The organism is Phreatobacter sp., assembly GCF_052440005.1.
Classification (GTDB): Bacteria; Pseudomonadota; Alphaproteobacteria; order Rhizobiales; family Phreatobacteraceae; genus Phreatobacter.
Map to the genome: position 1 here is coordinate 1 of NZ_JBQVQL010000116.1, position 12,251 is coordinate 12,251.

General features: G+C 70.0%; 13 protein-coding genes and 1 pseudogene. 7 read left to right on the forward strand and 7 right to left on the reverse strand.

Going from position 1 to position 12,251, the window contains the following annotated elements:
* Nucleotides 1-652: pseudogene (locus ACT6XY_RS20395) on the forward strand (penicillin-binding protein 1C); the annotation flags it as partial.
* Here the strand turns inward: ACT6XY_RS20395 and ACT6XY_RS20400 are convergent.
* Nucleotides 639-1,262: a TetR/AcrR family transcriptional regulator gene (locus ACT6XY_RS20400; RefSeq protein WP_444750141.1), complete on the reverse strand. Its 624-nt coding sequence runs from the start codon at nt 1,260-1,262 to the stop codon at nt 639-641. The pseudogene ACT6XY_RS20395 and the gene ACT6XY_RS20400 sit on opposite strands and share 14 nt — an antisense overlap.
* 114 nt (nt 1,263-1,376) lie before the next feature.
* Here ACT6XY_RS20400 and ACT6XY_RS20405 point away from each other — a divergent pair, with 114 nt between their 5' ends.
* Nucleotides 1,377-2,063, forward strand: a complete 687-nt coding sequence (locus tag ACT6XY_RS20405; protein ID WP_444750142.1) for a PspA/IM30 family protein — start codon at nt 1,377-1,379, stop codon at nt 2,061-2,063.
* A gap of 5 nt (nt 2,064-2,068) precedes the next feature.
* On the opposite strand, the gene ACT6XY_RS20410 is transcribed toward ACT6XY_RS20405, so the two are convergent.
* Nucleotides 2,069-3,652 (reverse strand): glucan biosynthesis protein, encoded by a 1,584-nt coding sequence (locus ACT6XY_RS20410; RefSeq protein ID WP_444750143.1) that lies wholly within the window; start codon nt 3,650-3,652, stop codon nt 2,069-2,071.
* A gap of 348 nt (nt 3,653-4,000) precedes the next feature.
* Here ACT6XY_RS20410 and ACT6XY_RS20415 point away from each other — a divergent pair, with 348 nt between their 5' ends.
* Together ACT6XY_RS20415 and ACT6XY_RS20420 are read left to right on the forward strand one after the other, a co-directional pair.
* Nucleotides 4,001-5,038, forward strand: coding sequence for an aspartate-semialdehyde dehydrogenase (locus ACT6XY_RS20415; protein ID WP_444750144.1), 1,038 nt, complete (start codon nt 4,001-4,003; stop codon nt 5,036-5,038).
* An 82-nt stretch (nt 5,039-5,120) separates the two neighbouring features.
* The gene (locus ACT6XY_RS20420; RefSeq protein ID WP_444750145.1) at nt 5,121-5,420 is read left to right on the forward strand and encodes a YciI family protein; all 300 of its coding nucleotides are present in this window, start codon (nt 5,121-5,123) and stop codon (nt 5,418-5,420) included.
* Nucleotide 5,421: 1 nt separating this feature from the next.
* Here ACT6XY_RS20420 and ACT6XY_RS20425 read toward each other — a convergent pair whose 3' ends face one another.
* From ACT6XY_RS20425 to ACT6XY_RS20445, 5 genes are all read right to left on the reverse strand, one after another.
* Nucleotides 5,422-6,093, reverse strand: a complete 672-nt coding sequence (locus tag ACT6XY_RS20425) for a carbonic anhydrase (protein ID WP_444750146.1) — start codon at nt 6,091-6,093, stop codon at nt 5,422-5,424.
* An 84-nt stretch (nt 6,094-6,177) separates the two neighbouring features.
* Nucleotides 6,178-7,443 carry a diaminopimelate decarboxylase gene (gene lysA, locus ACT6XY_RS20430; RefSeq protein ID WP_444750147.1) on the reverse strand — a complete coding sequence of 422 codons (1,266 nt, stop codon included), beginning with the start codon at nt 7,441-7,443 and terminating at the stop codon, nt 6,178-6,180.
* A gap of 46 nt (nt 7,444-7,489) precedes the next feature.
* Entirely contained in the window at nt 7,490-7,768 is a 279-nt protein-coding gene (gene lptM / locus ACT6XY_RS20435; RefSeq protein WP_444750148.1) for an LPS translocon maturation chaperone LptM, read from the reverse strand.
* A 128-nt stretch (nt 7,769-7,896) separates the two neighbouring features.
* Nucleotides 7,897-8,250 (reverse strand): Atu4866 domain-containing protein, encoded by a 354-nt coding sequence (locus ACT6XY_RS20440; protein ID WP_444750149.1) that lies wholly within the window; start codon nt 8,248-8,250, stop codon nt 7,897-7,899.
* Between the two features lie 10 nt (nt 8,251-8,260).
* Nucleotides 8,261-8,977: an SDR family oxidoreductase gene (locus ACT6XY_RS20445; RefSeq protein WP_444750150.1), complete on the reverse strand. Its 717-nt coding sequence runs from the start codon at nt 8,975-8,977 to the stop codon at nt 8,261-8,263.
* 116 nt (nt 8,978-9,093) lie between these two features.
* Between ACT6XY_RS20445 and ACT6XY_RS20450 the strand changes: the two genes are divergently transcribed.
* The 3 genes from ACT6XY_RS20450 to ACT6XY_RS20460 form a co-directional block, all read left to right on the forward strand.
* Nucleotides 9,094-10,008 carry a LysR family transcriptional regulator gene (locus ACT6XY_RS20450; protein ID WP_444750151.1) on the forward strand — a complete coding sequence of 305 codons (915 nt, stop codon included), beginning with the start codon at nt 9,094-9,096 and terminating at the stop codon, nt 10,006-10,008.
* A gap of 192 nt (nt 10,009-10,200) precedes the next feature.
* Entirely contained in the window at nt 10,201-11,355 is a 1,155-nt protein-coding gene (locus ACT6XY_RS20455; protein ID WP_444750152.1) for an ABC transporter ATP-binding protein, read from the forward strand.
* A partial coding sequence (locus ACT6XY_RS20460) for an ABC transporter permease (protein WP_444750153.1) occupies nt 11,352-12,251 on the forward strand: 900 nt, incomplete at its 3' end. The genes ACT6XY_RS20455 and ACT6XY_RS20460, both read left to right, overlap by 4 nt.

Genomic DNA, 12,251 nt, shown 5'->3' on the forward strand with positions numbered 1-12,251 from the left:
GCAGGGCGCGCCGCAGCCGGCGGGCCGGCCCGTGACCGACGAGGCCGCAGCCTGGCACGTCGGCGACATCCTCACCGAGGCGCCCGCCCCGGACGCGGCGCTGACCGGGCGCCTCGCCTACAAGACCGGCACGTCCTACGGCTTCCGCGACGCCTGGGCGGTCGGCTTCGACGGCCGGCGCACGGTGGCGGTCTGGGTCGGGCGGCCGGACGGGTCCTCCGTTCCTGGCATCACCGGCCGCACGGCGGCAGCTCCCATCCTCTTCGACGCCTTCGCGCGGCTGGGGCCGCCCGCCGCCATGCCGCCGCGGCCTGCCGCCGCAACGCCGATGAGCCATGTCCAGCTCCCCGCGCCGCTGCGCCGCTTCGGGCCGGCGCGCGAAGAGGCGAGCGACACGCGCGACCTGAAGATCGCCTTCCCCCCGGACGGCGTTCGCGTCGATCTCGGCGCGGCGCGGGGCGAGATGGAGCAGCTCGTGGTGCGCACCACCGGCGGACGCCCGCCGTTCACCGTGCTGGTGGACGGGCGGCCTGCCGGCCGCTTCGGCGCGCAGCGACAGGCCAACGTCCTGCCGGATGGTCCCGGCTTCACGACACTGTCGGTGGTGGATGGCGAGGGGCGCAGCGCCTCGGTGACCGTCAGGGTCGAGTAGCGACGCCGACGGCGCCCGGCAGGCCGAGAACCCAGCTGCGCGTCATCACCACCAGCGCGCCGGCGATGACCTCGTCGGGGGCGGGGCCAAGCTTTTCCTCAAGACCCAGCGAGACGATGCCGTGGGTGGCCGAGAACAGCGTGCGGGCGAGGCCCGCGCGCGTCTCCGGCGTCGAGCCCGGCAGCAACTCGGCAAGTGGCGCCTCGATGTGCCGGAAGAGGCGGCCGACGACGCCGAGATACCAGTCCGGCGGCGTCGACCCGTCCGGGATCTGGTGGGCGAAGACCGCCGTCCAGCGCCGGCGCTCGGACCGCGAGAAGCCGTGATAGGCAAGCGCCAGGCGGCGCATGGCGGTTTCCGGATCGGTGCCGGGCCGGACGGTCGAGGCCAGCACCTCGTCGAGACGCTCCAGGGTACGGGCGTTGACCGTGAAGATCAGGGCGTCGAGGTCGGGAAAGACGTTGTAGATGGCGCCGACCGCGCAACCTGCGGCCTCCGCCAGGGCGCGGGCCTTGAGGGCGGAGAGACCACCCGTCGCGATGGCGGCTTCGGCGGCGGCGATCAGGTCGTCCCGCAACTTCGCGCGCCGTGCCGGCAGGTCCGTCGTCATGAAGATACCGCCTCCAGCAAGAATCTTGAACGACGTTCAAAAAAGTACTTGAACATCGTTCACGGGGTCGCTACACAGGACTCGTGAACAACGTTCATAGCGGAGGGGTCGCCGATGTTCAAGTCGATGTTCAGGCTCATGCACGGCCAGCTTCCCGTCGGCGCCGGATGCGTCGACGACCGCAACGCGCTGGCGCTGATCGACCATCAGGCGCGGGTCGCGACGCGCGATCTCGCCCTGGCGCGCCGTGAACTGGCGGCCGCGGTCGCTTCCGAAAGGTCGGAGGCGCACCGGCTCCGCAACCTGAGGAGCCGGATGGCGACGCTCGACGGCCGCGCCGTCGCGGCGGTGAGGGCGGGCTTCGCCGACATGGCGGAAGAGGCCGCCGGTGATATCGCGGCCATCGCCACCGACGTCCTCGTAGGCAGCCAGTGCCTGAAGGTGCTCGCGGCGGAGATCGAGCGGCAGAAGCAGCGCATCGCCGACGCCGAGGCGCGGCTGGCGCGCTGCGACCGCGGCCGCCGGATCGTCATGGCCGAGAAGGCGGTGCGGGCGCTCCGCGAGCGGACCACGGGCCGCGCCGAGGCTGACGGCCAGTTGCTGGCGGAGGCGGAGGCGACGCTCGCCTGCCTGAGGCGAAGCCAGATGCAGGGGCTCCAGGCGCGCTCTCCCGCGCAGCGGCAGCCGGCCGTGCTAGCGGGCGTCTTCGCCGGTCCTCCGAACCAGCGGCGCAGCCCGAGCGCCGCCGAGGTGCTCGTCGGCATCCGCAACCGCGCGATGATGGCGAGCCGGGTGGCCTGAACGGGTCAGGCGCCCGGGTGATACTGGTAGAGCCAGCTCTCGGATGCCACCTGGTCACCGACCCGGAGATAGCAGCGCATCTCCACGGGATCGTTGCCCTCGACCCTGAGGTCGAACTGGGTACGCCAGTGGCCCGGCACGTCGTTCGGGACGGCTTCCGTGTACTGGTACTCCCCGAAGGTACCGCGCGAGGCCCAGAGCACCGGCTTCGGGATCGTGCCCTTCGGCAGGTTCACCAGCGGCCCGCCCTTGAACTCCACGAGGAACTTGCGCACGCCCTGCGGGCGCGGCTGGCCCGGCTGGCCGCCACGACCGAGGCGGGTGGCGACGACGCGGGCGAGCGGGGTCGGATAGGGCTCGTCGGCGAGCCAGTGCAGCCGATAGCGGTATTCGCGGGGCTGGCCGGGCTCGGCCGGCGCCTCCGGCACCCACATGGCGACGATGTTGTCGTGGATCTCGTCGTCGGTGTTGAGCTCGACGAGCTGCACCGCGCCGCGGCCCCAGTCGCCCTGCGGCTCGACCCAGGCCGAGGGACGTTTCTCGTATTTCACGCCGTCGAGATAGTGCAGGAACTCGCGGTCGCGCTGCAGGAGGCCGAAGCCGCGCGGGGTCTGGTCGACGAAGCTCGAGGTCATGGTGCGCGGCGGGTTGTTGAGCGGGCGCCAGATGCGCTCGCCGCCGCCGGTCCAGATGGCGAGGCCGTCGGAATCGTGCACCTCCGGCCGCCAGTCGATGGTGCGGGACGAGGCCGTCTCCGAATACCAGTACATGGAGGTCAGCGGGGCGATGCCGACATGGGAGACGCGACGGCGGAAATGCAGCGTCGCCTCGATGTCCATGACGACGCCGGAGGTGCGCCGGCACAGGAAGCGGTAGGCGCCGGAGAGGGAGGGCGAATCCATCAGCGCATAGAGCGTGACGGGATCGGTCTCGCTCGCCGCCGGGGCGATCCAGAAGCCGACGAAATCGGGGAACTCCTCGGGACCTGGACCCTGGCCGGGGGAGAGGGCGATGCCGCGGGCCGACAGGCCGACCTGGCCGAGCTCGCCGACGCCGCGGAAATAGGAGGCACCCAGCCAGGTCGCCCAGGGCTCCTGCGTCTTCCAGGGGCCGGACTTCGCCTCCTGCAGCCAGAGGCCGGCGAAGGCCGAGGGCTCGGCGGGCAGGGCGGCGGCCGGATGATCGGACGAGATCGTGAAGTAGCGCGGGTCGTAGACGATCTCGCGCGCCGTCTCGCCCTCCACCACATGCATGTGGACGGTCTTGGGGAAGTACTGGCCGACGTGCTGGAATGTGACGGGATAGGCGCCGGGCCCCTCGGCGAAGAGCGCCACGTCCTTGTCGAAGCGCAGCTTGCCGTGGTTGTCGTAGTCGATGCGGCTGACGATCTCGGGCTTCGGCCGCTCCGGCGGCACATAGGGCTTGCCCGCCCGCTCGGCGGCCATCCGCTTCAGCACGTTGTAGGAAAAGGGCGCGGGCGGCCCGTAGCGCAGCGCGGTCGCGGCCTTCGCGCCGCCGGTGAGGGTCGGGGCGAGGCCCGCCGCCGCAGCGATGGTCAGGAGATTGCGACGGGAAAGGGTATGGATCATCGGGCTCTCGGGCAGGCGGTGGGGCATCCCTGATGCCATGGCATTCCCGGCGAATGTTGGGCGGGGGCCCGCCATAGCCAGCCACAGGGCCTTAGCGCGATTGACATTTCGCCGCACCTGGTGTTTTTCGCTGCCCTCACGGCACTTTCGCCGAGGACACCTCTCCGCGCCATGGCTTTCGCTCGGTTCAAAACGACGACGAAAACCACGCCGGCCGCCAAAGGCGGTACGGCAGGCTGACGCTTCGTCCTCGCAACCGGGTGCTCCCCCGACGGGGAGATGGGCGCCACGGGACCCGGTGACGGGCCCGATCCCGGGGGAGAGTTGCAAGCCAAAGAGGCTGGAATCATGGGTTACAAGGTCGCCGTCGTCGGTGCCACGGGCAATGTGGGCCGCGAGATGCTCGCCATCCTCGCCGAGCGGGGCTTTCCCGTTTCCGAGGTGATTCCGCTGGCCTCGCGCCGCTCGGTCGGCCAGGAGGTCTCCTTCGGCGACAAGGTGCTGAAGGTGAAGGCCCTCGAGCACTTCGACTTCTCCGACACCGATATCTGCCTGATGTCGGCGGGCGGCACGGTGTCGAAGGAATGGTCGCCGAAGATCGGCGCGGCCGGCTGCGTCGTGATCGATAACTCCTCCGCCTTCCGCTACGATTCCGACGTGCCGCTGATCGTGCCTGAAGTGAATGCCGACGCCGTCGCGGGCTTCACCAAGCGCAACATCATCGCCAATCCGAACTGCTCCACCGCCCAGCTCGTGGTGGCGCTGAAGCCGCTGCACGACCGCTTCGGCATCAAGCGCGTCGTCGTCTCGACCTACCAGTCGGTCTCCGGCGCCGGCAAGGAGGGCATGGACGAGCTCGACCGCCAGACCAAGGCGCTCTACTCGATGAAGGACCCGGAGACGAAGAAGTTCCCCGCCCGCATCGCCTTCAACCTCATTCCCCACATCGACGTCTTCATGGAGGACGGCTACACGAAGGAGGAATGGAAGATGACGGTCGAGACCAAGAAGATCCTCGACCCGAAGATCAAGCTGACGGCGACCTGCGTGCGCGTGCCCGTCTTCATCGCCCATTCGGAAGCCGTCAACATCGAGTGCGAGCAGCCGATCACCGCTGAGGAGGCCCGCGAGATCCTGCGGGCGGCCCCGGGCGTGCTCGTCATCGACAAGCAGGAGAACGGCGGCTACGCCACCCCGCTCGACGCCGCCGGCGAGGATGCGACCTACGTCTCGCGCATCCGCGAGGACGCGACGGTCGAGAACGGCCTCGCCTTCTGGTGCGTCTCGGACAACCTGCGCAAGGGTGCGGCGCTGAACGCGGTGCAGATCGCCGAGGTGCTGATCAACCGCAAGCTGATCCAGCCGCGGGCGAAAGCGGCGGCCTGATCGCCGCCCTTTCCTTCGCACCCTTTCCCATCTCGTGCGACGGCGGGCCCCCGGGCCCGCCGTTTCTGTTTGGAGCGCCGTCATGGCCCGCTGGATCGTTCTCTTCGACGACAATTCCGATGCCGCCTGGGTGAGGCAGAATCACGCCCAGGCCCATTTCGACTATCTCGCCGCCCATGCCGACCGCATCCTGATCGGCGGCGGCCTGCGGTCCGAGCCGGACGCCTGGTGGGAGGGCGGGCTCTGGGTCCTGGAGGTGGAGAGCCGTGAGGAGGCCGTGGGCCTCGTCGAGGCCGACCCCTATTTCACCCTCGGCCTGCGCAAGGGCTACCGGCTCGCGCTGTGGGGCAAGGCGCCGTGCTACGGCGACGTGAGGCTGTAGCTCACCCCACCGCGCTGCAGGAGAAGACCCGGCCCGGTTTGTCCATCACGGGCCTGAACTCGCCCGTCGCCTCGTCCAGCACGCTCAGCACGCCGGTGGCCACGCCGAAGAAGGCGCCGTGCAGCTTGAGCTTGCCGCGCTCCTCGAGGATGCGCACGCAGGGGAACGTGCGCAGGTTGTTCAGGGTGGTGGCGACGGAGGCGAATTCGAGCTGGCGCAGATAGTCGGCCATGGACCTGTCGCCGCGCGGCCCCACCTTCTCGATGGCGGGGGCGACGAGGCCCATCCAGCGGCCGATGAAGTCGCCGGGCGACAGGGGTTCGGCATCCTCGGCCACGGAGGCGCGGATGCCGCCGCACTGGGCATGGCCGAGCACGACGATGTCGGTGACGCGCAGCGCCTGGACGGCGAATTCGAGGGCGGCCGAGGTGCCGTGATAGTTCTCGTCCGGCGCATAGGGCGGCACCAGATTGGCCACGTTGCGGACGATGAAGAGCTCGCCCGGGCCGACGTCGAAGATCACCTCGGGCGAGACGCGGCTGTCGCAGCAGGAGACGACCATGGTCTTCGGGCTCTGCCCGGACTGGGCGAGCCGGCGATAGCGCTCGGATTCGTCGGGAAAGCGGGCCTCGAGGAAGGACGCGTAGCCGTCGACCAGACGTTGCGGCAGCATGGTGGGGCTCCTGCACGGGGGTGGAGCCCGCGCATGAAGACCCTCGCGGCCCTCAGGTCAATCCCGCTTTTGGCGGTGCAGCAGCTACAGCCAGGCCGGCAGGCGGTCCATGGCGATGATGGCCTCGACCTCGAGACGCGGGCGCACGACGGCAAAATCGCCACCCTTCACCAGCACTTCCGGCGACAGCGGCCGGGTGTTGTAAGTGCCGGCCTGGACCGCGCCATAGGCGCCGGCCGTCATCACCGCCAGGAGATCGCCGGGGCCGACTTTGGGCAGCTTGCGGCCGAGGGCGAGATAGTCGCCGCTCTCGCAGATGGGTCCGACCACGTCGACCTTCGGCTTCGGCGCGCCGGGAACGGGCTCCTTCACCGGGCGGATTTCGTGGTGGGCGTCGTAGAGGGTCGGCCGGATCAGGTCGTTCATGGCCCCGTCGACGATGACGAAGGTGTGGCCCTCGGTCTCCTTCACGTAGATGACGCGGGTGACGAGGATGCCGGCATTGCCGACCATCATGCGGCCGGGCTCCATGATCACCCGGGCGCCGAGGTTCGCCGTGTGGCGCTTCACCACCTCGGCATAGCGCACCGGCTCGGGCGGCGGCTCGTTGTCGTCGCGATAGGGGATGCCGAGGCCGCCGCCGACGTCGACGTGCTCGACGGCGTGGCCGTCGGACCGGAGGGTCCCCACGAACTCGGCGAGCAGCGCATAGGCGTCGTCGTAGGGCTGCAGGTCGGTGATCTGCGAGCCGATGTGCATGTCGACGCCGGCAATGTGAATGCCGGGGAGCTTCGCGGCGCGGGCATAGGCCTCGCGTGCGGTGGAGATGGGGATGCCGAACTTGTCGCCCTTCTTGCCCGTGGAGATCTTGGCGTGGGTGCGGGCGTCGACGTCCGGATTGACGCGGAAGGAGACGTGGGCGGTGCGCCCGAGCGAGGTGGCGACGCGCGAGAGCTGCTCCACCTCCGGCTCGCTCTCGACGTTGATGCAGAAGACGCCGGCCTCGAGGGCGGCGGCGTGCTCGGCCTCTGTCTTGCCGACGCCGGAGAACATGATGCGCTCGCCGGGGACGCCGGCGGCGATGGCGCGCTTCAGCTCGCCGCCGGAGACCACGTCCATGCCGGCGCCGAGGCGGGCCAACGTCGAGATGACCGCCTGGTTGGAATTGGCCTTCATGGCGTAGCAGACGAGGAAATCGAGGCCGGCGAAGGCTTCGGAGAAGACGCGGTAGTGCCGCTCCAGCGTGGCGGTGGAATAGCAGTAGAACGGCGTGCCCACCGCGGCGGCGATGGTCTCCAGTGGCACGTCCTCGGCGTGGAGGTGGCCGTCGCGATAGGCGAAATGGTGCATGGGGCGGGTGTTCGCTGGGATGCCTGAGGCCCTGCGGCCGGCAGGACTAGAGAAGCGGATCGAGGACGAACTGGCCGGAGGGCAGCAGCTGGCCGCCACCGGCGGGCCGGTTGCGGTCGTAGTCGCGGCGCGCCGGCTGGGCCTGGCGCTGGGCGGGGCTGGCGGGATCGGCGGGAACTTCGGTCCGGGGCGGCAGATTCGGCGGCGTCGGGCCGCCGATGGGCGAGGGCGTCTCACCGGGAAGTTCGAGGCCACCCCTGCGGCCGCAGCCGCCGAGCGCCACCGCGCCCGCGAGGACAGCAAGAAGGGCAGAGCGGCGGGACATGGATGGGCTCAAGTGAGGGTCCTCGGCGAACGGGCGGGCGAACCATAACGGAAGCCGCCGCGGACTGCGAGAGGGGGCGCACCGGCATTTGTCCGGTCGTCCCGCCGCCCGTGTCCGCGGCGCTCCGCTCAGCGCTCGCGCCTGAAGACCATGCCGCCGTGATGCAGCGTGTCCGCATCGACGAACGTTCCGTCGGCGCTGAAGCCGGTGTCGTCCACATAGGCGATCCGGTTGCCGCTCACGGTGTAGCGGCCGCGATAGGCGCTGCGGCGCGCGCCTCTCGCCTCGTCGTAACGGCCGTTCGGCAGCAGTTCCTGGCGGATGTGGCCGTCGGCCGTCACCCACATGCCGACATAGGGGTGGGCGGACGCCGGGGTCGCATCGCGTGCGGGGCTGGTCGTCATCTGCGCTGCGGCTTCCGGGGCCGGAGCGAGGATGAGGGCGGCGGCGAGCAGGGCTGCGCTTTCGACGTGGCGGGTCATGGGCGCCTCCTCACCGGCTGGCGGTGGGGCGCACCACGATCTCGCCGACGTCGACGTCATCGGGCTGCTCGATGGCGTAGCGCACGGCCGGGCCGATGGCATCGGGCGTCAGCGCGACGGCGCGGAAGGCCTTCATCGCGGCCGCCGCCGCCGGGTCCGTGATGGTATCGGCGAGTTCGCTCTCCACGACGCCGGGATGGATGCAGGTGACGCGGATGCGGTCGTGCTCCTGGCGAAGACCCTCGGAGATGGCCCGCACAGCATATTTCGTTGCGCAGTAGACACCGGCCATCGGGAAGACCTGAAGGGCCCCGATGGACGCGACGTTGACGACGTGCCCGGAGCCGCGCTCCATCATCTCCGGGAGCACGGCGGCAATGCCGTTGAGCACGCCCCGGACGTTCACGTCGATCATCCGGTCCCATTCCTCCACCTTCAGGGCGGCGAAGGGAGACAGCGGCATCACGCCGGCATTGTTGACGATGGCGTCGACACGGCCGAAGCGCTCGCGCGCTGCCGCGGCGAAGGCGGCGACGTCCGCCCGGTCGGTGACGTCGAGGCGCCGGACGAGCGTCCTTCCCCCGATATCGGCGGCGAGCTGTTCGAGCCGGTCCGTGCGGCGGGCACCGAGCACGAGCGTCGCGCCGGCGCGTCCCAGTTCCCGGGCGATGCCGGCGCCGATCCCGCTGGAGGCACCGGTGATGAGGATGACCTTGTCGAGAGCCATGGGGTGGTCCTTTCGCTGTGAGCCCGGCGCTTGCCGGGGTTGGCAGGACCCTATCCACCGGGCATTGTCGCCATAAGCCGTCCAAATCTGTTCACGCTGGAAAGAGATTCTAACCAATGGTGCCGGATCTCAACGCCCTCGCCGTTTTCGCGCTGGTCGCCGAGGAGCGGAGCTTCCGCGCCGCGGCGGACCGGCTGGGGGTGACGCGGTCGGCGGTGAGCCAGACGATCCGGCGGCTGGAGGAGGGGCTTGGCATCGCCCTCGTGCTGCGCACCACCCGCAGTGTGGGGCTGACGGAGGCGGGCGAGGCGCTGCGGGCGGAGATCGCGCCAGGCCTCGCGGAAATGGGCGCGGCGCTCGCGCGCGCGGCGCAGCTGACGGGCCGGCCGCGGGGGCGCCTGAGGCTCGCCGTTTCATCCATCGCCGAGCGGTTCCTGGCGGGGCCTTTCCTCGCCGCCTTCACGGCGGCCCATCCCGATGTCGAACTCGACGTCACCGTGACCGACGACGACGTGGACATCGTGGCCGACGGCTATGATGCCGGTGTCAGGCTGGGCGAGGTGATCGAGCAGGACATGATCGCCGTGCCGGTCGCCGGCGACGAACGGCAGATCGCGGTCTGCGCACCGTCCTATCTCGAGCGCCACGGTGCGCCGTCCCACCCGGCCCATCTCGCCGCCCATCGCTGCATCGGCTGGCGCCCTGCTCCCGGCAGCGCCCCCTATCGATGGGAATTCAGCGAGGAGGGAAAGGACTTCCGCGTCACCGTGCCGCCGACCGTCACCACCAACAACATGGCGCTGATGATCAAGCTCGCCGTAGCGGGCGCGGGCATCACCTTCGGCATGGAGGAGAGCTTCCGGCCCCACCTCGTCCGCGGCGAACTGGTGCCGGTCCTCGAGGCCTATTCGCCCTATTTCGCCGGCTTCTATCTCTACTACCCGAGCCGCCGGAACCTCGCGCCGAAGCTGCGCGCGCTCGTCGACCATCTGCAGGCGAGCCGCGCCGCCTGGACGGCGCCGAAGCCCTGACCGGCCGTCGTCCGACCGCGACCCGAACCGCTCTCCCCGTTCCGCCTCCGTCGTTCGCCGCACCTGTCGAAAGGCCGGTCCCGGCGGCCGCGGACACCTGCCATCCGGCGTCTTGACAAGCGACGGCCGGAGGTCGAATTATGGATTACAGAATAAGGTTCTATAATATAGAACGCATGGGAGGATGATCTGATGGCCGACAGCCCGGCTCGGGTCCTTGCACGTGAAGGCCACCCCGCCCCGTCGGAGACGCGTGGCGCCGCAGCGCCCGTCCCCGCCACGATCGGCTCTCGGATTTCCGTCAGGGAGGTCGTCAAGGCCTATGGCCCGTTCCTCGCGGCCAACCGGATCTCCCTCGACATCGAGCCCGGCGAGTTCATCACGCTGCTCGGCCCCTCGGGCAGCGGCAAGACCACGCTCCTCAACCTGATCGCGGGGTTCCAGGGCCTCGACAGCGGCTCGATCGAGGTGGATGGCCGGCCGATCCAGCACGTGCCGACCCACCGGCGCGGCTTCGGCATGGTGTTCCAGAGCTATGCGCTGTTCCCCAACATGACGGTGAGCCAGAACGTCGGCTTTCCGCTGCGCATGGCCGGGGTGGACCGCGCCACCGCCGCGCGGCGCGTGGCCGAGACGCTGGAGATCATGCGGCTCTCCGACCACGCGGAGAAGACGCCGTCGCAGATGTCGGGCGGCCAGCAGCAGCGCGTCGCCATCGCCCGCGCCATCGTCATGCGCCCGCGCGTGGTGCTCATGGACGAGCCGCTGAGCGCCCTTGACCGGCGCCTGAGGGAATCCATCCAGATCGAGATCCGCGACCTGCACCGGACCATCGGCAGCACCATCCTGTTCGTCACCCACGACCAGGGCGAGGCGCTGACCATGAGCGACCGGATCGCCGTGATGGATGCCGGGCAGATTATCCAGATCGGCACGCCCAGTGAGATCTATCGCCACCCGCAGAACCGCTTCGTCGCGTCCTTCGTCGGCGAGAGCAACATCGTCGACGCCGAGATCGTCCAGAAGCGCGGCTCGACCATGACGCTGAAGAGCCGGTCCGGCCACGTCTTCACCGCGGAGAGCCGCAACGCCATCGACGTCGGCCGGGCCAGCGTGCTGGTGCGCCCGGAACGGATCGCGCTGAGCCGCGACCCCGTGCCCGGCAGCCAGCCGGTGACCGTCGCCTCGGCGCTGTTCCTGGGCGAGCTCCTGCGCATCGAGGCAACGACGGACAGCGGCGAGACCATCCTCGTGCGCTGCACCGACCGGGCGGACCTTGCCCTGCCGGCGGTCGGCGACCGGCTGCACGCCCGCTGGGACGCGGAAGACTGCTGGGTGCTGTCGTGACGGCGGCGACGCTGCAGGCGCCTGCGGGCGGCAGCCGCCTCGGCGAGGCGCTGAAGAGCCCGGCCATGCTGCTCGTGCCGGCGCTCGGCTTCCTCGCGGTCGTCTACCTGCTGCCGGTCATCGACCTCGTCCACATCAGCCTCAGCGGCCCGACGCTCCTCGGCTATTTCGAGCGCGTCTTCTCGGTGCCGCTCTATTGGGACTCGCTCGTCCGCACGATGCAGATCTCGCTGACGGTGAGCTGCCTCTGCCTCGTGCTCGGCTACCCCACGGCGCTGCTGATCCATCGCAGCACAGGCATCGTCAAGGTGCTGATCTCGGCCGCGATCGTGCTGCCCTACTTCATCGCCATCCTCATCCGCACCTATGCCTGGATGGTGCTGCTCGGCCGCAACGGCCCGATCAACAAGATGCTGGTCGCCCTCGGCATCGTCAGCGAGCCGGCCCAGCTCCTGTTCAACCGCGGCAGCGTGCTCGTCGCCATGACGGCCGTGCTGCTGCCGCTGATGGTGCTGACGCTCTATTCCAGCATCTCCCGCCTCGACCCGGGCCTGGTGCGCGCCGGCCGGGCCTGCGGCGCGGGACCGGTTGCGGTGTTCTGGCGCGTGCTGCTGCCGCTGACCTTCCCCGGCATCGGCGCCGGCTTCCTGCTGGTCTTCGTCAGCGCCCTCGGCTTCTTCATCACGCCGACCCTGCTCGGCGGACCGGGCGACCAGATGTTCGCCATGCACATCACCCAGCAGGCGGATTTCGCCACGTCGGAGGGCTTCCTCCAGGCGCTCGCCGTGGTGCTTTTGATCATCACCCTGGCGGTGGTCGCGGTCGCCGGCCGGTTCCTCGGCTTCTCCTTCATCTGGGGCGGCGGCAAGCTGACCGAAGCGGCGGCGCCCTCGTCC

What these genes read in the sequence shown, in the direction of transcription:
- ACT6XY_RS20450 (WP_444750151.1), top strand. Translation starts at nt 9,094, where the DNA reads ATGGTGCCGGATCTCAACGCCCTCGCCGTTTTCGCGCTGGTCGCCGAG.
- lptM (WP_444750148.1), bottom strand. Translation starts at nt 7,768, where the DNA reads ATGTCCCGCCGCTCTGCCCTTCTTGCTGTCCTCGCGGGCGCGGTGGCG.
- ACT6XY_RS20420 (WP_444750145.1), top strand. Translation starts at nt 5,121, where the DNA reads ATGGCCCGCTGGATCGTTCTCTTCGACGACAATTCCGATGCCGCCTGG.
- ACT6XY_RS20410 (WP_444750143.1), bottom strand. Translation starts at nt 3,652, where the DNA reads ATGATCCATACCCTTTCCCGTCGCAATCTCCTGACCATCGCTGCGGCG.
- ACT6XY_RS20415 (WP_444750144.1), top strand. Translation starts at nt 4,001, where the DNA reads ATGGGTTACAAGGTCGCCGTCGTCGGTGCCACGGGCAATGTGGGCCGC.
- ACT6XY_RS20445 (WP_444750150.1), bottom strand. Translation starts at nt 8,977, where the DNA reads ATGGCTCTCGACAAGGTCATCCTCATCACCGGTGCCTCCAGCGGGATC.
- lysA (WP_444750147.1), bottom strand. Translation starts at nt 7,443, where the DNA reads ATGCACCATTTCGCCTATCGCGACGGCCACCTCCACGCCGAGGACGTG.
- ACT6XY_RS20400 (WP_444750141.1), bottom strand. Translation starts at nt 1,262, where the DNA reads ATGACGACGGACCTGCCGGCACGGCGCGCGAAGTTGCGGGACGACCTG.
- ACT6XY_RS20455 (WP_444750152.1), top strand. Translation starts at nt 10,201, where the DNA reads ATGGCCGACAGCCCGGCTCGGGTCCTTGCACGTGAAGGCCACCCCGCC.
- ACT6XY_RS20405 (WP_444750142.1), top strand. Translation starts at nt 1,377, where the DNA reads ATGTTCAAGTCGATGTTCAGGCTCATGCACGGCCAGCTTCCCGTCGGC.
- ACT6XY_RS20425 (WP_444750146.1), bottom strand. Translation starts at nt 6,093, where the DNA reads ATGCTGCCGCAACGTCTGGTCGACGGCTACGCGTCCTTCCTCGAGGCC.
- ACT6XY_RS20440 (WP_444750149.1), bottom strand. Translation starts at nt 8,250, where the DNA reads ATGACCCGCCACGTCGAAAGCGCAGCCCTGCTCGCCGCCGCCCTCATC.